22 protein-coding genes are annotated in these 21,098 nt (G+C 73.2%); 7 read left to right on the top strand and 15 right to left on the bottom strand.

Annotated features, from left to right (window positions below):
* Nucleotides 1-24: 24 nt before the first annotated feature.
* A complete protein-coding gene (locus ABIC52_RS12625; RefSeq protein ID WP_354027492.1) occupies nt 25-486 on the bottom strand; it encodes a MarR family winged helix-turn-helix transcriptional regulator in 462 nt (153 codons plus the stop codon).
* A 60-nt stretch (nt 487-546) separates the two neighbouring features.
* Between ABIC52_RS12625 and ABIC52_RS12620 the strand changes: the two genes are divergently transcribed.
* Nucleotides 547-912: a VOC family protein gene (locus tag ABIC52_RS12620; protein WP_354027491.1), complete on the top strand. Its 366-nt coding sequence runs from the start codon at nt 547-549 to the stop codon at nt 910-912.
* A gap of 119 nt (nt 913-1,031) precedes the next feature.
* Nucleotides 1,032-2,114: a diacylglycerol/lipid kinase family protein gene (locus tag ABIC52_RS12615; RefSeq protein ID WP_209679151.1), complete on the top strand. Its 1,083-nt coding sequence runs from the start codon at nt 1,032-1,034 to the stop codon at nt 2,112-2,114.
* Nucleotides 2,115-2,138: 24 nt separating this feature from the next.
* Here ABIC52_RS12615 and pheA read toward each other — a convergent pair whose 3' ends face one another.
* The 4 genes from pheA to ABIC52_RS12595 form a co-directional block, all read right to left on the bottom strand.
* On the bottom strand, nt 2,139-3,095 hold the full coding sequence (gene pheA / locus ABIC52_RS12610; RefSeq protein ID WP_126890378.1) for a prephenate dehydratase: 957 nt from the start codon (nt 3,093-3,095) through the stop codon (nt 2,139-2,141).
* 96 nt (nt 3,096-3,191) lie between these two features.
* Nucleotides 3,192-4,217: a GNAT family N-acetyltransferase gene (locus ABIC52_RS12605; protein WP_354027490.1), complete on the bottom strand. Its 1,026-nt coding sequence runs from the start codon at nt 4,215-4,217 to the stop codon at nt 3,192-3,194.
* A 9-nt stretch (nt 4,218-4,226) separates the two neighbouring features.
* Entirely contained in the window at nt 4,227-4,682 is a 456-nt protein-coding gene (locus ABIC52_RS12600) for a hypothetical protein (RefSeq protein WP_209679154.1), read from the bottom strand.
* Nucleotides 4,679-6,280 carry a molybdopterin-dependent oxidoreductase gene (locus ABIC52_RS12595; RefSeq protein WP_354027489.1) on the bottom strand — a complete coding sequence of 534 codons (1,602 nt, stop codon included), beginning with the start codon at nt 6,278-6,280 and terminating at the stop codon, nt 4,679-4,681. Before ABIC52_RS12595 ends, ABIC52_RS12600 begins: the two co-directional genes overlap by 4 nt.
* On the opposite strand from ABIC52_RS12595, the gene ABIC52_RS12590 reads away from it, so the two are divergent.
* From ABIC52_RS12590 to ABIC52_RS12580, 3 genes are read left to right on the top strand one after another with little or no spacing between them, the layout of a single operon-like run.
* Complete coding sequence (locus ABIC52_RS12590; protein WP_354027488.1) at nt 6,212-7,624, top strand: glycosyltransferase 87 family protein; 1,413 nt, start codon at nt 6,212-6,214, stop codon at nt 7,622-7,624. The two genes, ABIC52_RS12595 and ABIC52_RS12590, sit on opposite strands and share 69 nt — an antisense overlap.
* Nucleotides 7,625-7,634: 10 nt before the next feature.
* Nucleotides 7,635-8,714 carry a GTP 3',8-cyclase MoaA gene (gene moaA, locus ABIC52_RS12585; protein WP_435526077.1) on the top strand — a complete coding sequence of 360 codons (1,080 nt, stop codon included), beginning with the start codon at nt 7,635-7,637 and terminating at the stop codon, nt 8,712-8,714.
* A 12-nt stretch (nt 8,715-8,726) separates the two neighbouring features.
* Nucleotides 8,727-8,957, top strand: a complete 231-nt coding sequence (locus ABIC52_RS12580) for a MoaD/ThiS family protein (RefSeq protein WP_126890389.1) — start codon at nt 8,727-8,729, stop codon at nt 8,955-8,957.
* Nucleotides 8,958-9,000: 43 nt separating this feature from the next.
* Here ABIC52_RS12580 and ABIC52_RS12575 read toward each other — a convergent pair whose 3' ends face one another.
* The 5 genes from ABIC52_RS12575 to ABIC52_RS12555 are packed head-to-tail and all read right to left on the bottom strand — an operon-like array spanning nt 9,001 to nt 13,246.
* A complete protein-coding gene (locus ABIC52_RS12575) occupies nt 9,001-10,029 on the bottom strand; it encodes an ABC transporter ATP-binding protein (protein WP_354027487.1) in 1,029 nt (342 codons plus the stop codon).
* On the bottom strand, nt 10,026-10,847 hold the full coding sequence (locus ABIC52_RS12570; RefSeq protein ID WP_354027486.1) for an ABC transporter permease: 822 nt from the start codon (nt 10,845-10,847) through the stop codon (nt 10,026-10,028). Before ABIC52_RS12570 ends, ABIC52_RS12575 begins: the two co-directional genes overlap by 4 nt.
* A 20-nt stretch (nt 10,848-10,867) precedes the next feature.
* A complete protein-coding gene (modA, locus tag ABIC52_RS12565) occupies nt 10,868-11,698 on the bottom strand; it encodes a molybdate ABC transporter substrate-binding protein (RefSeq protein WP_354027485.1) in 831 nt (276 codons plus the stop codon).
* A gap of 25 nt (nt 11,699-11,723) precedes the next feature.
* The gene (locus tag ABIC52_RS12560; RefSeq protein WP_354027484.1) at nt 11,724-12,836 is read right to left on the bottom strand and encodes a ThiF family adenylyltransferase; all 1,113 of its coding nucleotides are present in this window, start codon (nt 12,834-12,836) and stop codon (nt 11,724-11,726) included.
* Nucleotides 12,833-13,246 carry a TOBE domain-containing protein gene (locus ABIC52_RS12555; RefSeq protein ID WP_126891567.1) on the bottom strand — a complete coding sequence of 138 codons (414 nt, stop codon included), beginning with the start codon at nt 13,244-13,246 and terminating at the stop codon, nt 12,833-12,835. The genes ABIC52_RS12560 and ABIC52_RS12555 overlap by 4 nt, the downstream gene beginning before the upstream one ends.
* Nucleotides 13,247-13,336: 90 nt before the next feature.
* Between ABIC52_RS12555 and ABIC52_RS12550 the strand changes: the two genes are divergently transcribed.
* Complete coding sequence (locus tag ABIC52_RS12550) at nt 13,337-14,995, top strand: glycosyltransferase family 39 protein (RefSeq protein ID WP_354027483.1); 1,659 nt, start codon at nt 13,337-13,339, stop codon at nt 14,993-14,995.
* Nucleotides 14,996-15,083: 88 nt separating this feature from the next.
* Here the strand turns inward: ABIC52_RS12550 and ABIC52_RS12545 are convergent, their stop codons facing one another.
* The 4 genes from ABIC52_RS12545 to ABIC52_RS12530 all read right to left on the bottom strand — a co-directional run bounded on the left by ABIC52_RS12545 (nt 15,084) and on the right by ABIC52_RS12530 (nt 19,518).
* On the bottom strand, nt 15,084-16,016 hold the full coding sequence (locus ABIC52_RS12545; protein WP_354027482.1) for a 4-(cytidine 5'-diphospho)-2-C-methyl-D-erythritol kinase: 933 nt from the start codon (nt 16,014-16,016) through the stop codon (nt 15,084-15,086).
* 35 nt (nt 16,017-16,051) lie between these two features.
* A complete protein-coding gene (locus ABIC52_RS12540; RefSeq protein WP_209679195.1) occupies nt 16,052-17,359 on the bottom strand; it encodes an O-acetylhomoserine aminocarboxypropyltransferase/cysteine synthase family protein in 1,308 nt (435 codons plus the stop codon).
* Entirely contained in the window at nt 17,359-18,405 is a 1,047-nt protein-coding gene (locus ABIC52_RS12535) for an LLM class flavin-dependent oxidoreductase (RefSeq protein ID WP_209679198.1), read from the bottom strand. Before ABIC52_RS12535 ends, ABIC52_RS12540 begins: the two co-directional genes overlap by 1 nt.
* A gap of 84 nt (nt 18,406-18,489) precedes the next feature.
* A complete protein-coding gene (locus ABIC52_RS12530; protein WP_354027481.1) occupies nt 18,490-19,518 on the bottom strand; it encodes an ATP-grasp domain-containing protein in 1,029 nt (342 codons plus the stop codon).
* A gap of 141 nt (nt 19,519-19,659) precedes the next feature.
* Here ABIC52_RS12530 and ABIC52_RS12525 point away from each other — a divergent pair, with 141 nt between their 5' ends.
* Complete coding sequence (locus tag ABIC52_RS12525) at nt 19,660-20,160, top strand: hypothetical protein (RefSeq protein ID WP_354027480.1); 501 nt, start codon at nt 19,660-19,662, stop codon at nt 20,158-20,160.
* Between the two features lie 38 nt (nt 20,161-20,198).
* Here the strand turns inward: ABIC52_RS12525 and ABIC52_RS12520 are convergent, their stop codons facing one another.
* Complete coding sequence (locus ABIC52_RS12520; RefSeq protein ID WP_126891574.1) at nt 20,199-21,056, bottom strand: helix-turn-helix transcriptional regulator; 858 nt, start codon at nt 21,054-21,056, stop codon at nt 20,199-20,201.
* Nucleotides 21,057-21,098: the final 42 nt, after the last annotated feature.

The following is a 21,098-nucleotide window of genomic DNA, read 5'->3' as shown; positions in this document are numbered from 1 at the left end:
GCCGGACCACGGGCCTCCCGTCCGTCAGCCGGTCGCGTCCCCGGTCGGTTCGTCGCGCAGGGCGGCGACCATCCCCCGCAGCAGGCGGAAGGCCGCTGCGCGGCCCGCCTCGTCGAGGTCCCGGGTCATCCGGAGCTCGACCTGCCGGACCGCCGCACTCGCTGCCTCGCGCTGTCGTCGTCCGGCCTCGGTGAGCGTCGTGGGGAGCACCTTGCCCGTCGTCGGGGTCGACGGCCTCGTGACGATGCCGTCGCGTTCGAGCTGCTGCAGGAGGGTGTTCATCGACTGCCGGGTGACGAAGGTGCCGCGCGCGAGTTCGGAGTTCGACATGCCGGGGCGCTGCGCGAGCAGTTCGAGGCACGAGTAGTGCGTGACCGTCATGCCGAGCGGGCGGAGGGCGTCCTCCATGGCGGCGCGCAGGGCACTCGCTGCCTCCTTGAGGACGTAGCCGACCGAACGGTCGAGGTCGATCCTGGCTTGACGCATGTCAGGAGTCTGACACATACTGATCGTGTCAGGCACCTGACACCAACGAAGGAGCACACCATGCCCGCCACCGGGATCGACTTCACCTCGCTGCAGGTCCGCGACCTCGACGCCTCGCAGGCGTTCTACGAGCGCTACCTCGGACTCGTCCGCTCCCCCGCCGGGCCGCCGCACGCCGTGGTCTTCGCGACCGAGCCGATCGCCTTCGCCCTGCGCGATCTCGTGGCCGGGACCGATCTCTCCAGCGGGCAGCCCGCCCTCGGCGTCGCACTGTGGTTCCACGCGACCGACGTGCAGGCGATCCACGACGCGCTGGTCGCCGACGGGCACACGATCGTCACCCCGCCGTTCGACGGGCCGTTCGGGCGGACGTTCACCTTCGCGGACCCGGACGGGTACGCGATCACGCTGCACGACCGGCGCTGAGCCAGGGCGGCCCGAGTCGGGTCGACCCGGGCTGCCGCCCGTCGCTCGCCGGACCGGACCGGGCCGGTCCGTGTCCGACGGCCGGTCGCTCGCAGGCGTCCGTCGGTAACGTCGGCAGCATGTCGACACCATCGGAGACCGCGCCCGCGGGCCAGGACGCCCTCCCCACCGAGCAGAAGACGGCCGCGGTCGTCTACAACCCGGTGAAGGTGGACCTGGAGATCCTGAAGCGCACCGTCGCGGAGCACGAGCAGGAGGCCGGCTGGGCCGAGACCCTGTGGTTCGAGACCTCGGAGGAGGACCCGGGCGGCGGCATGGCGAAGGCCGCGCTCGACGCCGGAGCCGACGTCGTCGCAGCGGCCGGCGGTGACGGCACCGTCCGTGCCGTGGCCGAGGTCGTGCACGGGTCCGACGCCGTGCTCGCCCTGCTGCCGAGCGGCACCGGCAACCTGCTCGCCCGGAACATCCCGGCGCCGATCGACGACCTCGGTGCGAGCGTCCGGACGATCTTCCGCGGCGAGGACCGCCCGATCGACTTCGGTGAGCTCGAGGTCGAGCGCGAGGGCGGCGAGCGCGAGCAGTTCGGGTTCGTCGTCATGGCGGGGCTCGGGCTCGACGCGCGCATGCTCGCCAACACGAACGACGACCTGAAGAAGAAGGTCGGCTGGCTCGCCTACGTCGACTCGCTCTTCCGGTCGGTCCGCGACGCCGACGCGTTCGAGTTCCGGTACCGGCTCGATGGTGCGAGCAACCAGTCGGTGCGGGCACACTCGCTCATCGTCGGCAACTGCGGCATGCTGCAGGCCGGCGCGACGCTGCTGCCGGACGCCGAGATCGACGACGGGGTGTTCGACATCGTCGTCATGCGACCCCGCGGGTTCTTCGGGTGGGTCCGGATCGGCGCCCGGGTCTTCTGGGAGAACGCGATCCTGCGCTCGTTCCGCCGCTCGAAGATCGGGCAGACCCAGGTCGGCAAGCGCATCGCCACCGCTGCCCGCGACGAACGACCGCTCCGGTACATCCGCGGTCAGGAGTTCGTGGCGCGGCTCGAGCGTCCGGACGAGTTCGAGATCGACGGCGACCCGGTCGGACAGGTCGTGGCGTTCAAGGCGAAGATCGACGCCAGCGGACTCCGGGTGCGCGTCGCCGGGCCGCAGGACCAGACCCGCAACACCCGTCGGGTGGAGAACGCCCACAGCTGACCCGGGGTGCCTCCGAGAGCGGGCTCAGCCGGCGTCGGGCTCGCCGGCGACGATGGCGCGGAGCCAGTCCCGTGCCTCGACGAACGCCTCGTCCGAGTAGCGTGCGGAGACCTCGGGGCGGAAGCCGTCCGCCCGCGGGTACGACCCGAGGAACGTCACGCGCGGGCTGAACCGCCGCAGGCCCAGCAGGGCGTCGGCCACCCGCTCGTCGCGCACGTGGCCGTCGAGGTCGATCACGAACCGGTAGCGCCCGAGCTCGTCGCCGATCGGCCGCGAGGACAGCAGCCCCATGTTGATGCCCCGCGTCGCGAACTGCTCGAGCATGTCGACGAGGGCACCGGGGTGCTCGCTCGGCAGCTCCACGATGACGCTCGTCTTGTCCGCTCCCGTGCGCTCCGGGATCGCGAGGGTGCGCGAGACGAGCACGAACCGGGTGACCGCGGAGGCGTTGTCACCGATGGAGGACGCGAGCACGGCCAGGTCGTGGTGGTCGGTGATCCCGGGCGGCGCCACGGCGGCGTCGGCGACGGGGTGCTCGTCGAGCAGCGCGGTCGCTGCGGCGACGTTCGACGACGCCGGGATGTGCCCGTGCCCGCGCAGGTTGGTCTCGAGCCACCGGTGGGTCTGCGCGTAGGCGACGGGGTGCGCGTTGACGGTCCGGACGTCCGACAGGGCGGTGCCGTGCCGGGCGACGAGCACGAAGTCGACGGGTACGAGGTACTCACCGACGATCCGCACGCCGGGGATCCGCGCCAGGGCGTCCTGCGTGGCGCTGACGCCGCCGTCGACGCTGTTCTCGATCGCGATGACCGCGCCGACCGACCGACCGGTGACGACGTCGTCGAGCGCTTCGCCGACGTTGTTCACGCTGCGCCACGGCTTGCCGGCCGCGGCCTCGACGAGCTTCAGCGCCGCCTCGGTGAACGTGCCGGCGGGTCCGAGGTAGGAGTACGTGTCGGACGGCGTGGCACGGTCGGTCATGCGCCAGATCCTACTGGTGTACCAGTCACCCGCGACGAGAGCAGACCGACGAGACCGATCAGACCGATCAGACCGACCAGGGCGACGGGCCGGACGTCAGGACCGCACGAGCATCGTGTCCGAGTCGCCGTTCCGCCCGACCGTCCGGAACCCGGCCCGCTCGTACGTGATCCGCGCCCCGGTGTTGCCGTCCTCGACGCTCAGGCTGACACCCGGCCAGCCCGCGGCCCGGCCGGCGTCGAGCACCCGCGCGAGCAGCGCCGTGCCGATCCCCCGACCCCGCCCGCGCGGCTCGACGGCCATCGTCAGTTCCGGGACGTCCTCGGCCACGAAGCCGTACCCCGGGTCGTCCGCCGGCAGGAACCGCACCCATGCGACCCCGACGGGTCCCTCGCCGTCCACCGCCACGACGCCGTGGTCGCGGGCGGGGTCGAAGCCGTCGAAGTAGTGCGCGAACTCGGGGCGGTCGAGATCGGCGTCCACGAACGACGAGGCCTTCCAGTTCATCGCTGCGAGCGTCGCGTGCCGGAGCAGCCCGGTGTCGTCCGCGGTCGCGTCCCGGAAGAGCACGCCCGCCGGTGCCGCAGGCGGAGCGCCCGTCAGACGTTCCTCGCACAGCACCTCGCCGTCGGACCGCGGGTACGTCAGCGCCGCGAACCGCCCCTCGGGGTCGAGCCGTCGGAGCAGCGCCCGCGTGATGCCGTCGAGCTGTCGGACCTGCTCGTCGCTCAGCGCGTCGATGACGAAGCGCCGGGCAGTCCGGACGTGGTCGGGTGCCGCGGCGACGATCGCTGCGAACCCGTCGTCGGTCAACTGCACGTCGGTCGCGCGGCGGTCGTCGGCGGAGGGGCACCGGGTCACGAGCCCCCGCTTCTCGAGCCGCGACACGACGTGGGACAGTCGCGGCAACGACGCGTTCGTCGCTGCGGCGAGCGCCGACATCCGGAGCGTGCGCGACTCGGTCTCGGACAGCATCGCGACGACCATGTAGTCGAAGTGCGTCAGGTCGGCGTCCCGCTGGAGCTGCTGGTCGAGTGCCGCCGGCAGGAGTTCCATGACGGCGACGAGCTTCATCCACGCGCGGAGCTGGTCGCGCGTGAGCCAGGGCGTCTCGTCCGTCATGCCACCATGCTAGCCATTGGTTGTCGATGCAACCAGTGGTCGTGGCGATCGCCGTGCACGGACGACACCCACCACGAGCGCGACCACGACGACGGCGAGGAGCAGCCCCTCGACGACGAGCAACCGCGTGGTGTAGTCGAACGGCAGCACGGTCGGGTTCTTCTGCCCGTGGTGCTTCGCGGCGATCTCCGGCAACACCACGAGGGCGAGCACGCACCCGAGCACGACGGCGGTCTGCACGACGACGAGCACCCCGGCGCCGAGCGTCCTGCCGGTCCGGCGCAGCAGGAGTCCCGCTCCGACGACGAACGGCGACAACACCGCGTCGTGCAGCACGACCGCGGCGAGCAACCACGTCGCCAGGCCCCAGATGCGGGCCGGCCGGACGGTCGTGACGAGCACGTACGCCCCGAACGCCATCACCAGCACGCCCGCGACGACGAGCAGGATCCTCGCGGCCCTCATCGGATCACCTCGATCTTCCCGATCCACTTCGTCTGCAGCACGCCGGGCCGTCCCGGCGCGATGACCCGGGCGGGGAACCCGTGGTCCAGGTCGAGCGTCTTCCCGTTCACCTCGAGCGCCAGGAGCGTCGTCGGGTCGGAGGCGTACTCCGGCCCCATCTCGGTCACCCGGTAGCCACCGCTCTTCTCGAGGCTCGTGATCCGCAGCGCCGACGCCGGGTCGGCCTGCACCGACGCGAGCAGGTCGCGCATCCGGACCCCACGCCACGACGCCATCTGGCTCCACCCCTCGACGCACGAGATCGGCAGGTCGGCCGTCGCGGTCCCGAGCGCGACGAGCTCGGCGCGGGAGAACGTCCGCGTGACGTCCGGCCCGACCACGGTCAGCGTCCAGTCCGCAGCGGTCGCCGTCGCCAGGACGCCCGCAGCACGCGCCGTCCGGTTGACCGGCAGGTCCTCCGGTCCGATGTACCGCCGGCGGGCGCCGAACACGTTGAGCGGCTCGAGCAGCCGGTTCGACTGTCCCGCCGTGAGTGCGACGACCCCGACGGTCGCCGCCGTCACACCCGCCACGAACCCGCGTCGCGCGATCCGCTGACGCGGACCGGGGAGCGCGTCGTCGTGCTCCGGCCGGGAGGCACGACCCGCCTCCGTCCCATCGGCGCCGTCCCCGAGACTCGCGCCCAGCGACAGATCACGCGCCGCGGACGCCGAGTCCGGTCGCGCAGCCCGAGTCTCGGCAGCGCCCGCCGGCGCAGCCGGCGCAGCCGGCGCGGCCGGGCCGTCCACCCAGCGGAGCAGGCGGCCGGTCAGGCCACGGGGGTACGAGCCGGCCGAGCGCTCGGCCGCAGGGCGCTCACCCACGGCGGCGCGGGCCTCCCGGCCGTCGGGCAGCAGCTCGCTGCCCACCGTCGGGTCCGCGACGAACCGACCGTCCGCGTCGTAGGCGTCCCGCGCCCGCCAGTAGCGCGCGATGATCGGGAGCTTCGACGCGATGTGCACGATCAACGACCCGATGATCAGGTACGACAACGCGTAGTGGACCTGCCGGAACGGGAACGGCCACGGGTACCACTGGTACGTGTTGAGCAGGCCCGTACCGACCTGCACGATCGACGCTGACACGAGCACGGCGATCGACAGCCGCTCGAGCAGGTGCAGGACACCCCGCACGGGCGGCACCTGCGCCAGTGCGGGCATGACCACGTTCAGCTTGGCGAGGAGCAACGGGATGATCGCGATGCCCGCCGTGATGTGCAGGCCCTGCGTGAACTGGTAGAGCTGCGTCGGCCGGGTCGGGAAGCGCATCCACGGCAGCGGGTCCTGCAGCAGGTGGCTGTAGACGCCGGTCCCGAAGCAGACGACGAACGCGATGCCGAGCAGTCGACCCCAGACGACGGCCGAGCGGGCGTTCCGGTTCGAGGACGCCGTGACGGCCCGCGCGCCCAGCAGGACCCGTCGCGCGATCGGTAGCCTCGGGGAACCATGAGCAGACGACCGCGCGCCGCCTCCGTCCCGACGACCGCGGTCGTGTCGACCGCCCTGTCCGTCGTCGGCGTGCTGGCGCTGGCGGGTGTCATCGCCTTCGGCATCACGCATCTGGGGTTCCTCCGTGCCGGTCATCGTGGACCATTCGTTGCCTGGACGCTGATCGCTTGGGCGGTCTTCGCGGGAGCCGTGCTCGCGGTGCGCTCCGTGCCCCGCGAGTGGATGACCCGGATCGTCCTCGGTGGGGCGGTCGTGGTCGGGATCGCAGCGCTCGTCGGCCCGCCGAACACCAGTACCGACTCTGCCCGGTACGCCTGGGACGGGATCGTACAGCACGCCGGTACATCACCGTACGCATACACTCCACAGTCGAACGCGCTGGCCGACCTCCGCCCCGACTGGCTCTTCCCGGACAAGATCGACGGCACGTGCACGCCGCTCGAACCGCGGATGCGCGGGCTGGGCGACGGCGCCGACGGCCACTGCGTCGCGATCAACCGCCCGGACGTCGTGACGATCTACCCGCCGATGGCCCAGCTCTGGTTCGCCGGTGTGCGCGCCCTCGTGCCCGCGACCGCGCAGTACATGCCGTTCCAGGTCGCCGGCCTGCTCGTCTCGCTCGGCGTCACGGTCGGCCTGGTGATGGTGCTCCGCCGCGTCGGGCGTCCGACCTGGTGGGCGGCGCTGTGGGCGTGGTCGCCGCTCGTCGCGTCCGAGGCGGTCACGAACTCACACGTCGACGTCGTCGGCGCAGCCCTCGCCACGGCGGGCGTCGTCCTCGTCGCCTTCGGTCGGCCGATCTGGGGCGGGATCGCCCTCGGCGCGGCGACGGCCACGAAGCTCATCCCGGCGATCGTCTACCCACCCCTGCTCGGTCGGTGGCGGTACTGGTGGGCGATCCCCGTCGGCATCGCGACCTTCGCGCTGCTGTACGTGCCCTACGTGATCAGCACCGGCGTGAAGGTCCTCGGGTACCTGCCCGGCTACCTGTCCGAGGAGGGCTACGAGGACGGCTCCCGGTTCGCCCTGGTGTCGTACGTCATCAAGGGCGACGCAGCGACGATCGTCGTCGGGCTCGTGGTGCTCCTGGCCGCCGTCGTGTCCTGGCGCCTCGCGGACCCAGCACGACCGTGGTCGGCCGAGGTGTTCATGATCGGTGTGACCTTCCTCGCCGTGACCCCGCGCTACCCCTGGTACGCGCTGCTCCTCATCCCGTTCGTGGTCCTCTCCGGCCGGTGGGAGTGGATGGCCCTGAACCTCGCGATCGCCCTGCGGGGGGTGTGGCCCTCGGCGCCCGCGTTCCGGTGGTGGCTCCTCGCCGCGGTGCTCGTGATCCTGGTCGTCACCGTCGTGCGCACCCCGCGCTCGGAGTGGGTCCGGTGGGGGCGGCGTCTCGATCCCCGCCGGTGGCGGTCCGTGGACCCCGGCAGCCGACAGTCCGTCGACGCGGGGTAGCATCGGCCGGGTGACGGCGCGGATCCTGCCCTCGACCGGCCTGCTGCGCCGGGTGCGCAGCGAGTCGCCGGCCCTCCCCCCTCGACCCGTCGACGACCCCGGGCTCGTCGACCGGTTCGCCCGGCGTGCGGTCGACCTGCGGGTCTCGCTCACGGAGCGCTGCAACCTCCGCTGCACGTACTGCATGCCGGCGGAGGGGCTGCCGGTGATCCCGTCCGACGCGCTCATGACGGCGGCGGAGATCGACCGACTGGTCGGCCTCGCCGCCCGGACCCTGGGTGTCCGCAAGGTCCGGTTCACCGGTGGTGAGCCGCTCCTGCGCGCCGACCTCGTCGACATCGTCCGCCGCTGCTCCGCCCACGACGTCGAGCTGTCGATCACCACGAACGCGATCGGCCTGGCGAACCGTGCCGAGGCCCTGGCAGACGCGGGACTCCGCCGCGTCAACGTCTCGCTCGACACCGTCGACCCGGACGTCTTCGCCGAGGTCACCCGGCGCCCGTTCCTCGACCGCGTGCTCGAGGGCATCGCCGCCGCGGCGGACGCCGGACTCGGGATCAAGGTCAACGCCGTGCTGCTCCGCGGGGTGAACGACCACCTGGCGGTCGACCTGCTCGCCTGGTGCCTCGAGCGCGGACACGAGCTGCGGTTCATCGAGCAGATGCCCCTCGACCCCGGCCACGCGTGGGACGGCGCGACGATGGTCACGGCCGAGGAGACCCGCGCCCTGCTCGGCGAGCACTACCGACTCGAACCCGACGAGGCCCCGCGCGACGGCGCCCCGGCCGAGCGGTACCGGGTGTCCACGCTCGACGGCGAACAGCTCGGCACCGTGGGCGTGATCGCGAGCATCACCGAGTCCTTCTGCGCCGACTGCACCCGCACACGCCTGACCGCCGAGGGGCACGTGCGCTCCTGCCTGTTCTCGGACGACGAGGTCGACCTGCTCGGCCCCCTGCGGGCCGGCGCCGACGACGGCGTCCTGCTCGACACGTGGCGGCGGGCGATGTGGGCGAAGCCGCGCGACCACGGCGACGATGCGGACGGGATCGTGCACCCGTCCCGCGGCATGAGTGCGATCGGAGGCTGACCGGTGACGACGATGCGGTTCTTCGCCGCGGCCCGCGCGGCCGTCGGCCAGGACGAGACCACGGTGGACGCGACGACACTGGACGCCGCCCTGCGGAGCGTCACGGCGGCCGACCCGGATCGGTGGACGGCACTGCAGGAGCGGTGCTCCTACCTGGTCGACGGGGTCACGACGCGCGACCGCTCGACGGCGCTCGACGGCGTCGCGACCGTCGACGTGATGCCGCCGTTCGCCGGCGGCTAGCGCGACCTCACGCGGGCTCGTCGACCCGGCGGCCAGCGGGACCTCACGCCGGCGCGTAGACGCTGACCTCGTCGGGGTCGACGACGATCCGCACGGCGACGCCCGGTTCGAGCCGGAGCGCCGCGGCCGTCGCCACGGTCACGTCCGCCACCAGGTCACCGGCGCGCACCCGCACGAGACCGTCCCGCGGCTCGACCGCGATCACCGTCCGTCCGAGCCCGGGTCCGGCCCCGTCCCGGCGCAGGCGCGCGGCGGTCGGGTGCAACGCCGCCACCGCGGGTCGGCCGGGAGGCACCGCGTGCGTCGCCGATACCAGCTCTCCCCCGCCGGCGGGTGCGATCCCGGTCGCGGTGGCGGTCCCGGCGAGGAGCACCAGCCCCGAGAAGGACGCCGCGAACGGCGTGCGCGGCGTCCGGAGCACGACGTCGGTCGGCCCGTCCTCGACCACGCGGCCGTCCTGCAGCACCACGATGCGGTCGGCGAGCGCGACGGCCTCGAGCGGGTCGTGCGTGACGAGGAGTGTCGGGCGGCCGCCGCGTGCGGTGCGCAGGGCCTCGCGCACCTCGGCGCGGGCGTCGACGTCGAGCGCCGTTGTCGGCTCGTCGAGCAGCAGCAGCGCGGGGTCGGTCGCGAGCGCGCGGGCCACCGCGACCCGCTGCGCCTGCCCGCCGGACAGCGTGTCCGGCGACCGGTCGGCGAGACCGGACGCCCCGACGGCGGCGAGGGCCGTGGCGGAGCGGAGCCGAGCCTCCCGGCGGGTGGCCCCGGTGGCACGCGGACCGAAGGCGACGTTGCCGGCGACCGTGCGGTGGCCGAAGAGGTCGGGGCGCTGGGCGACCAGGCCGACCCGGCGGCGGTGCGTCGGGAGGGCCGTCAGGTCGCGGTCGGCGAGCACGACGCTGCCGTCGCGGGTCCGGAGGAGCCCCGCGAGGGCCTCGACCACGGTCGACTTGCCGGCACCGTTCGGTCCGACCAGGGCGACGCACTCCTCGGGGCCGATCGTCAGGCGCACGTCCACGTGCCGCTCGGGGACGACGACGTGGGCGCTGAGCCCCGCTCCCCCGATCGTCACGGCATCACCGGACGGCTGCGCACCGTCGTCGTCCCGATCACGACGAGGGCGACCACGACGAGGACGAGCGCGAGGGCGACCGCGGTGTCCGGGTCGACCTCGCGCTGCAGGTAGACCTCGAGCGGGAGGGTCCGCGTGACCCCCTGCAGGCTGCCGGCGAAGGTGAGCGTCGCGCCGAACTCGCCGAGCGCCCGGGCACCGCAGAGCACCAGGCCGGAGGTGATGCCCGGGAGCACGCGGGGCGTCGTCACGGTGAGGAAGGTGCGCGTCGGCCCGGCGCCGAGCGTCGCGGCGACCCGCTCGGCACGGCCACCGCCGGTACGGAGCGAGCCCTCGATCGACGAGACCAGGAACGGCATCGAGACGAACACCTGTGCCATCACCACCGCCGTCGTGGTGAACGCGATCCGCAGCCCGTGCTCGTCGAGGAACGCGCCGAGCACGCCGAGCCGACCGAACGCCGCGAGCAGGGCGAGACCGCCCACGACCGGCGGGAGCACGAGCGGCAGGAGGACCAGGGCTCGGAGGACCCCCACCCAGCGCGACGTCGAGCGGGCGAAGAGCACGGCGAGCGGGTAGCCGAGGACGAACGCGACACCGGTGGCGGCTGCCGCGGTGCCGAGGCTCAGTCCGAGCGCGGTGGTCGACGCGGATGCGGTGACCAGGGCGACGAAGGACGACCAGTCGACCCGACCGACCATCGCCGCCACGGGCACGACGACGAACAGGCCGCCGAGAACCGCGGGGACCGGGAGCCACCACGGCACGGGGGTGCGCTGGTGGCGCAGCGTGGTCCGGTTCGTCGTCGTCCTGTTCATCTGATGCGTCGTGGTCGTCGTCAGGGTGCGCCGAAGCCGGCGTCCGTGAGCACCTTGCGTCCGGCGTCGGAGCGGACGTACGCGGCGAACGACGCCGCGGTCTCCGGGTTCGCGGACTCCTTCAGGACACCGATCGGGTACGTGTTCACGGCCGTCGACGACTCGGCGAACGGGACACCCTCGACCTTCCCCCCTGAGCCTTCGACGTCGGTGACGTAGACGAGCCCGGCGTCGGCCTGCCCGGACTCGACCTTGCCGAGGACGTCGGTGACCGACTGCTCCTCGCTCACCGGGCGCAGCTCGATGCCCGCGGCCCGCTCGACCTCCGCCGTCGCCGCACCGCACGGCACCGGGGCGGCGCAGGTGACGACCTGCAGGTCGGACGCGGTGAGGTCGCGGAGGTCCTCGACGTGCTCGGGGTTCCCGGGAGCGACCGCGATCTCGAGGGTGTTCGTCGCGAAGTCGCGGGGCCACCCCGTCGCCAGGTCGGTCGACGTGAGCTTCGCCATGTTCGCCTCGTCGGCGGAGGCGAACACGTCGGCGGGGGCGCCGTTGCGGATCTGCGAGACGAGGTCGCTCGAGCCGGCGAACGAGAACGTGACCGTGGTGCCCGGGTGCTGCTGCTCGAACCGCTTCCCGAGCTCGGTGAAGGTGCGCTGGAGCGAGGCGGCCGCGAACACCGTGATCGAGCCGGTCGGGCCGGTGCTGCCCGTGGCGGTCCCGCTCGCGGTGGTGCCCGTCGCTCCGCTGCCTGTCGCGCCGCTCGTGGCCGGCAGGGTCGTGCACGCGGTCAGCGTCAGCCCGGCGACGACGAGCGCGAGCGCGGAGCTGGTACGCAGGAGCGGCTTCACGAGGCGATCCTATCCGCACGTGCGGTCATACCGAGGTCGGGAGGCCTTCCTGGCGCCATGCGGTGATCCCGCCGTCGAGGACGGTGACGGGCGGAGCCCCGGCCGGTCGGTCCGCGATCGCCTGCCGCGCCCAGGCCGTGGCGCGCTTCCCGGACGCGCAGACGACGACCAGTTCGTCGCCCGGATCGGGGTCGGTGAGGTCGCCCGGCGTCAGCGAGCCGGGGATGACGCCGGTCGCGCGCTCCTCGTCGGTGCGGACGTCGACCAGGACGGTGCCGGAGCCGGTCCCGGTTCCGGTGCCGGTGCCCAGCCGTCGTGCGAGCTCGGCCGGGGCGATCCGCGGTGGCTCGGCGAGCGCCGGCGCCGCGGGACGGACGGACCCGGGACCGCGGCGCAGCCGGCTCTCGGTCCAGCGCCAGCGCCGGGCGTCCACCGTGAGCACCCGGCCGAGCAAGGGCTCGCCGAGGCCGGCGACCAGGGCGGTGACCTGCGCCGCCATCACCGCACCGACCGCGCCGCACAGGGCGGGCAGCACACCGTCGGCGGCACAGGACCCCTCGTCCGGCAGTGCCTCGGGGTGCAGGTCGTGGAAGTCGACCGGGTCGGCCGCGGCGTCGTGGAACACGGAGACCTGCCCGTCGTAGCCGAGGGCGGTCCCCCAGACGAAGGGCACGCCGGCCGCGGCGCACGCGTCGGAGACGGCACGGGTCACCTCGACGCTGTCGGCCGCGTCGACCACGACGTCGTGGTCGGCGACGTGCTCGGGTCGGAACCGCTCGGCCAGGGCGACGACCTCGACCACGGCGTCGACGCCGCGCACCCGGTCGGCGGCGCACTCGGCCTTCGAGCGCCCGACGTCGGCGGCGGCGAACAGGGTCTGTCGTGCGAGGTTCGACGTGTCCACGGTGTCGTGGTCGACGATCGTGATGCGGCCGAGCCCGGAGCCCGCCAGGTACGTCAGCACGGGTGCCCCGAGGCCCCCGGCGCCGACGACGAGCACCCGGGCACCGGCGAGCGCGTCGAGCGCGGGCTGCCCGGCGCCGTCGAGCGCGGCCGTGCGCGAGGTGCTGCGGCGCCGATCGGCGAGCGCGGCAGCGTCGGGGTCGGGCGCAGCGGGGTCGGGCGCAGGCGTGGTCACCGTGCGCGCTCCGGCTGGTCCGGCACCTCGACGGTGACCATGGTGGCCTTGACCGAGGCGACCGCGACGGAGCCGACCTCGAGCCCGAGGTCGCGGACGGCCTCGGCGGTCATCAGGGACACCACGCGGTTCGGCCCCGCCTGCAGCTCCACCTGCGCGACCACCCCCTCGACGACCAGGTCGGTGACGATGCCGACGAAACGGTTCCGGGCGGAGCTCCGCACGCCGGACGGGTCTTCGAGCCCGGCATCGCGTCCGCGGACGTACGCAGCGAGGTCCCGCCCCTCCACCACGGTGCGGCCCGACGGGTCCTCGGACCGGGGCAGGGTGCCGGCGTCGACCAGGCGTCGGACGGTGTCGTCGCTGACGCCCAGGTACCGCGCGGCGTCTCGGATGCGGAGTGTCGTCATGGTGTCCGTGACCCTACGGCATGGCGAACTCTCACGGAGGGGACACCGCTACCGGGCACTCGTCCAGCCCGGCGCGCTACCGTCGCGGGCGTGACTGCACCCCAGACCGGTACCATCGCCGTCCCCGCCTCCGCCGGGGTCGCGCCGGTCCGTACCCGTCTGCGGTCCGCGTCGACGGCCCTGCGGGTCGCGGCCGTCCGCACCCCGGAACTCACCATCGGTGCGCTCGGCGTCCTCACGGGTGCGCTCTTCGCCTGGGTCCCCTCGATCTGGTACGACGAGGCCGCGACCGTCACCAGCGCGACGCGCAGCTGGCCGCAGCTCTGGGCCGAACTCCAGAACGTGGACGCCGTGCACGGCCTCTACTACGTCCTCATCCACGCCTGGTTCTGGCTCGTGGGGTACACGCCCTTCACCCTCCGCTTCCCGAGCGCGCTCGCCATCGGCGTCTCCGCCGGGCTCGTCGTCGCTCTCGGACGTCGTCTGGGCGGTCGTCGGCTCGGCATCGTCGCCGGGCTCGTGTTCCTCGCGATCCCCCGCGTGCAGTGGGCCGGGTCCGAGGGACGCCCCTACGCGACCGTGACGACCCTCGCCGTCGCGCTGACGCTCGTCGGCATCACGGCCCTCCGCCGCACCCGGTCCGGCGCATCGCGAGCATCGAGCATCCGCTGGTGGGTCGCCTACGGGCTGCTCGCACTCCTGGCGGTCTCCTTCAACGTCTACCTGGCACTCGCGGTCGTCGCGCACGCTGCCGCCCTCGCCTGGACGTGGCTCGCCGAGCGCAGGACGCGCACGTGGAGCCGTCGCTCGAGCGCCGGTGCTCCGCTCGTCAGCCGCGTGGTCCTGGTCCGCTGGGTCGTCGCCGCTGCGGCCGCTGCACTCCTCGCCTCGCCGCTCGTGCTCGAGGTCGTCGAGCAGTCGAAGCAGGTCGCGTGGATCTCCGGCATCTCCCAGCGCACCCCGCGCCAGGTGTTCGCCACCGCGTGGTTCGGCGGGATCGACTCGTACGCAACCGTGGCGTGGGCGCTCCTGGTGCTCGGCACCGTCTCCGCCCTGGTCGCCGCGCACCGCCGCGTCCCCACCGTGCGCGCGCTCCTGCGTGCGCAGGCCGTCCGGGTCGCCCTGCCGCTGGCGCTGCTGCCCACCGGGGTGCTCCTCGCCGCGACGGCGCTCGGCAAGCACCTGTACTCCCCCAAGTACGCGTCGTTGAGCATGCCCTTCGTCGCGCTCCTCATCGCCCTCGCGATCACGGCCCTGCGACGCCGGGCGTTGATCGCCGCGGTGCTCGCGGTCTTCCTCGTCCTCAGCGTCCCGAGCGCGATCGACGTCAAGACGCCCCGCTCGAAGCAGGAGTCGACGTGGGCGAACGCCGCGTCGATCATCGCGGCCGAGCGCGGGTCGCGGACGGGCGCCAACGAGGGCGTCGTGTTCGGGAGCGTCTACGGCCACCCGACCTCCACGGCCGAGGTCGTCCGGGTGTCCTACCCGTGGGCGTTCTCCGGCATGACCGACCTCGGCATCTCGACGAACGGCGCCGAGACGGGCGCGCTCTGGAACCAGAACGGCGACCTGGCGTCGACGATCCCGGCACGCCTCGGCGACATCGACACCGTCTGGTTCGTCGGCGGCACCCCCAAGGCCCGGAACATCCAGCCCGAGACGACCGAGGTCCTCGCCGAGCACGGCTTCCACGTCGAGCAGAAGTGGCGCACCGGACGGGTCGTCATCACTGAGTTCGTCCGCGGCTGAGCCCCGGCGGAGCCACGCCCGACGGGCGACCCACGGCCCGCTCGACACGCGGTGTCCGCGGTGTCTGCGGTGTCCGCGGTGGGAGCGGTCAGTGCACGACGCGGGCGCCGTGCACCGGGCCGGTCGCCCGGAGCGCCACGAGCCCGGCGGCGCTGAGCTCCACCTGCACCTCGAGCGCAGCATCGCGGTCGGCGACCAGGAACGCCACCGTCGGCCCGCTCCCCGAGACGATGCCCGCGAGCGCTCCGGCCTTCTCCCCGACCTCGATCGTCGCGGCCAGCCCCGGCTGCAGACGCATCGAGGGTGCCTGCAGGTCGTTGTGCAGGCAGTCCGCCAGCAGGTCGGCGTCGCCGGCCCGGAGCGCCTGGAGCACGTTCGCCTCGACCACGGGGGTGGTGGGCGCCGGGCGGATGTCGGCGCGGTAGCGCTCCCGGTGCTCGTCGAGGGCGCGGTACACCGCGGGGGTCGAGAGCCCGTCGTCGCTGAGCGCGAGGACCCAGTGGAACTCGCCCTTGGCCAGCGCGGGGCTCAGCTCGTCACCGCGGCCGGTCCCCACTGCGGTGCCCCCGGCGAACGCGAAGGGCACGTCCGCTCCGAGGCGGGCCGCCAGGCGCAGCAGCTCGTCCCGCCCCAGGGCGGTACCCCACAGGGTGTCGCAGGCGAGCAGGGTCGCCGCAGCGTCCGCCGATCCCCCGCCCATCCCGCCGGCGACGGGGACCTGCTTCTCGATGGTGAGCCGGACGCCACCCCGGTGCCCGGCGGCCTCGGCCACGAGCCGAGCCGCGCGGATCGCCAGGTTCGAGTCGTCGGTCGGGACCGCGCTCGTGTCGATCGGCCCCGTGAACCGGACCGAGAAGTCGTCGGCGGCTTCCGCGGTGACGTCCTCGTACAACGAGACCGCCTGGTACGCGGTCGCCACGTCGTGGTAGCCGTCGTCCTGCAGGGCACCGACGGACAGGAACACGTTGATCTTGCCGGGAGCGCGCACCCGCACGCGGGTCGGTGCGGCCAGCGAGGTCATGCGTCCAACCTATCCTCCCCGCGCCGGGCGGTGGACTACGCCGGGGTCCCCGCCGCCGCGAACCCCCGCGCCAGGTCGGCCAGGATGTCGTCCACGTGCTCGAGCCCGATCGACAGGCGGATGAGGCCCTCCCCGACGCCGGCGGCCGCACGCTGCTCCGGGGTCATCTGCACGTGGGTCGTGGACGCCGGGTGCACGACGAGCGACCGCACGTCGCCCAGGTTCGACACGTGGTCGAAGAGCTCGAGCGCGGCGACGAACCGTCGGCCGGCCGCGACACCACCGGCGAGGTCGAACGCCAGCACGGCGGACGGTCCCTTCGGCACGTAGCGCTGCTGCAGGTGGTGCCACGGCGACGAGGGCAGTCCCGCGTAGTGCACGTGCTCGACCTGCGCGTGGTCGTCGAGCCACGAGGCCACCACCGCCGCGTTCGACACGTGCCGGTCCATCCGGAGCGACAGCGTCTGGATGCCCTGGAGCACGAGGAAGGCGTTGAACGGCGCGATCGCGGGCCCCAGGTCGGCGGACAGCTTCGACCGGGTGCGCTGGATGAACGCGCGGCGACCGAACTTCTCGGCGAAGGCCGTGCCGGCGAACCCGGACTGCTCGACCGTGGTGAGCTGGGGGTACTTATCCGCCTGCGCGGCCCAGTCGAAGTTCCCGCTGTCGACGATGATCCCGGCGATGGCGCTGCCGTGGCCGGCGAGGTACTTCGTCGCCGAGTGCACGACGATGTCGGCGCCGTGCTCGATCGGCCGCACGAGGTACGGCGTCGCGATGGTGTTGTCGACGATGAGCGGGACCCCGGCCTCGTGCGCCACCCCGGCGACGCCGGCGAAGTCGAGCACGTCGCCGCGCGGGTTCGGGATGCTCTCGCCGAAGAACGCCCGCGTCTCCGGGCGCACCGCGGCACGCCACTCGTCGAGGTCCGTCGGGTCCTGCACGAAGGTGAACGAGATGCCGAGGTCGCTCAGGGTCGAGTGGAAGAGCGTGTACGTCGCACCGTAGAGCGACGCCGACGAGACGACGTGGGCGCCCGCTCGGGCGACACCGAGCACGGCCAGCGAGGTCGCGGCCTGTCCCGAGGCCAGCGCCAGTGCGCCGATCCCACCCTCGAGGTCGGCGACGCGACGCTCGAGTGCGGCGGCCGACGGGTTGTTGACCCGCGTGTACGTGTGGCCGGGGGCGTCGAGCATGAACCGCGCCGCGGCGTCCTCACCCGAGGGGTAGACGTACGCCGCGCTCTGCGCGATCGGGGGCACGTTCGCGCCGAAGCCGGGATCGGCCGTGAACCCGGCGCGGATCTGCCGGGTCTCGAACGCCCAGTCGTCCTCGGCCGCCATCAGGCGACCGGCTCCGCGACGACCGACGAGCGCACGAGCGGGATGACCTGCTCGCCGAAGCGCTCCATCTCCTCGGCCTGCGGCGAGAACTGCAGCAGGAGCGTGTCGACGCCGGCGTCCTCGAACTCGCGGATGCGGTCGGCGACCTGCTGCGGGGTGCCGACGAACCCGGGGCGCAGACCGCGGTTCGACACCGAGTAGTCCTCGAGCGACGGGACGTGCTCGAGCTGCGACTTCGAGATGAAGTCCTGGTACGACTCGTACGCCCCGCCGTGGCGGACGTCGGTGATGCGGGCCAGCTCGGCCTGCGCCTCCTCCTCCGTCTCACGGACGATCACGTACGCGGCCATGCCGAACGCCTCGAACGGCGCGGCGCCGGCGTCCTCGCGGCGGCGCCGCATCTCGGCGATCTTCGTGCGGAGCTCGTCGACCGTGCCGCCGTGCGTCAGGTAGGCGTCGGCGAAGCGCGTGATCGAGCTCTTGCCCGCCTCGCTCTCGCCGCCGGCGTAGATGCGCGGCGTCACCCGGGGCTTCGGCTCGAGGTGCGTGTTCTGCACGTCGTAGTACTCCCCCGTGAACGAGAACGGCGTCTCCGCCCACAGGCCCTTGAGGATCGCGACGAACTCCTCGGTGCGGGCGTACCGGTCGTCGTGCTCCGAGAAGATGCCGCCGTACTGCCGGGCCTCCTCCGCCCACCAGGCGCTCACCACGTTGAACGTGAAGCGACCACAGGAGATCTCGTCGATGGTCGCGGCCTGCTTCGCCGTCACGGCCGGCAGGTGGTAGCCCGGGCGCATCGCGGCCATGATCTCGAGCCGCTCGGTCGTGGCTGCCAGCGCGGCCGCGAGCGCCCACGCCTCGAGACTCGGCGCCGCCGTGCCCTTGATGTCGTTGAGGTTGAGCTCCGGGACGAGCGTCAGGTCGAAGCCGATCCGCTCGGCACGCTGCGCGAGCCGCTTCACGTAGTCGAAGGTGACGGGCATGTCCTCGTCCTCGACGTTGCGCAGCCAGCCGCCGAAGAGCGGGGTCCAGTATCCGAATCGCACGTGTGGTTCCTCAGGTGGGTCGTGACGGTCTGGAGGCGCGGGGCGGGCCCGCCACGAGCCTCCAGGCCGGTGGGTGGTGTCGTCTCAGGCCGTGGTCGCCGACGCGGCGTACGCCTGCTCGAGGAGCGCGCCGGTGAAGCGCGCGATCGCGCGCGGACCGGAGACCGGCGCGAGCGCCTCGACGGCGGGGTTGTAGTTCGTGTTCGTGTTCACGTCGTAGACGACCGTGCGGCCGTCCGTGGTCTCCATGAACTCGACACCCGCCACCTGGATGCGCTGCTCGGCGAGGAAGGTCCGGAGCTGCTGCACGAGCGGGTGACCGGCGGTGACCTCGCCGCGGACGGCGAAGGCGGCCGGTGCGCCGGGCGCTGCGGTGCTGGTCGTCTCGACGCCCGGCACGTCGCAGACGGCGCCGGCGATGGTCTGCGGCACCTCGCACGCGTCGGCGGGGCAGAGCTCGAAGCTGCCGGCGCTCGTGTCGACGCGGACGGCGTAGACGAACTCGCCGCCGACGAACTCGGCGCGGGTGATGAACGGCTCGCGCGCGGTCAGGAGTTCCTGGAGCAGGGTGATGCCGTCGACCGGAGCCTCGAACTCGGGGCTGTCGACGTAGGCGTCGAACTCGGCGAGGGTGTCGAAGCGCCGGACGCCGAGGCCCTTGCCGCCCTGGTTGTGCTTCGTGATGAACGGGATGTCCTGCCCGTCCGTGAAGGTCCGCGCGGCGTCCTTGAGCGCGGCCGAGCCGAAGACCGCAGTGGTGCGGGGGACGTCGAAGCCGGCGTCGCGGAGGAGCCCGTGCTGGGCGACCTTCGACACCTCGAGCTCGAGCACGTGGCTGCCGTTCACGACCGTCGCCCCGGAGCGCTCGAGCCAGCCGAGCAGCGCGCGGGCGTACTCCTTGGAGTGCTCGTTACCGCGGGTGTGGCTCGACGCGGACATCCGTGACCAGTAGACGCCCGGAGCAGGCTCGGCGGACAGGTCGATGCTGCCGAGGGCACCTCCGTCGATGAGCAGGAGTTCCTCGACCGGGACACCCTCTGCCGCGAAGGCAGCGGCGAACGGCGGGAACCACTCGGGGTTCTCGTGGATGACGTACACGCGCGGAGTTGTCACCGGGCCACCCTAGGCACGGCGAGCCTGGGGGTGCCAGGTGTGTGACGTGGGATTGCGACGTGCGTCCGCGCCGGGGTCGCCTCGTGCGTCCGCGCCGGGCTCGCCTCGTGCGTCCGCGCCGGGTGTGCGAGGGTGGAACGCATGTCCTACCCCGCGTACGAGGAGACCGTCCGTCCCGGCCGCGTGATGACCGTCATCGGTTGGGCCGTGATCGCGACCGCCGTCGGGATCGCGACGCTCGTGCTCGCGGTGCCGGCAGGGTGGCAGGACCAGCCGCCGACGGCGTCGGACGTGGGCGTCCTGGTGGTCACACTCGCCGTCACGGTCGCGCTCGGGATCGGCTCGGTGCTGATGCGGATGACGGTTCGGGTCGACGAGGTCCTCGAGGTGCGTGTCCGGCCGTGGTGGTACCGGCGGCGCGTCGCCCCCGAGCAGGTCACCTCCGCCGAGGTCGTGCACATGACGGGCGGCAACTCCGGCGGGCTGGGCATCCGACTCGTTCCCGGCGGGACGGCGGTGTTGCTCGACGGCGGACCCGGCGTCCAGGTCACGATCCGCGACGCACGGTCGCTGCGGTTCCGGTGCAACGACCCGGAGGCCGTCGTCGCGGCGCTGCGGGCCCGGGGCGCTGCAGCCGACTGACGGTCGACGGTCCTGGTCGGGCGCCGGCCGACCGAGGATCAGCGCGCGACGCTGTCCGCGCCGAACTGCTGCGTGCCGACGACGCCGAGCAGCTCGAGCTTCTGCGCGTCCTCGCTCCCGGGCGGCGCGGTGAAGAGCAGGAGCGCCTGCGCCTGGTCGTCCGTGTGCAGCACCTGGCAGTCGACGGTGATCCGTCCGAGCTCGGGCTGCACGATGGTCTTGTTGTCCGACCAGCGGGTCGCGACCTCGTGCCGTTCCCAGAGCTCGCGGAAGGCCGGGCTGCGGCGCTGCAACTCGGCGACGAGCTCCGTCGCCCGCCGGTCGGTCGGTCCCGCGAGTCCGACGGCAGCGCGGAGCGACGCGACCACCACCCGTCCGAGTCGGTCGTGCTGCTCGGGCGCGTACTTCGCCTGCTCGGTTCCCGTCACGAACCAGCGCCACGCCTGGTAGCGCTCGTTGCCCGGCAGGTCCACGGACCCGCCGAGCAGCGCCCGTGCGAGCCGGTTCTCGACGAGGGTCTCCCCCAGGTGGCTGACCACGATCGCCGGGGTGTCCTCGAGCCGGTCGAGCACGCGCAGGATCGCCGGGTCGACGTGGTCCGCACGGTGCAGACGGACCGGGGCGGTGTGCCCGGCGAGGTGGAACAGGTGGTCGCGCTCGTCCAGGCTGCAGCGCAGTGCCCGGGCGATCGCCGCGACCATCTGTTCGGAGGGTTGCGGACCGCGCTGCTGCTCGAGCCGCGTGTAGTAGTCGACGCTCATCCCAGCGAGCCCGGCGACCTCCTCACGGCGGAGACCGGGCGTCCGTCGGCGCGCGCCGCTGCCGAGGCCGACGTCCTCGGGCCGCAGGAGCTCGCGGCGGCGGCGCAGGAAGTCGGCGAGCGCGGGTCGGTCCATGCCCCCATCGTGCCGTCTCGCACGCGGCGGAACCAGGGACCG

Source organism: Curtobacterium oceanosedimentum (assembly GCF_040545555.1).
In the GTDB taxonomy this organism is placed as follows: Bacteria; Actinomycetota; Actinomycetes; order Actinomycetales; family Microbacteriaceae; genus Curtobacterium.
The sequence above is the reverse complement of the archived record's forward strand: the minus strand, read 5'-3'. Positions and strand labels throughout refer to the sequence as shown.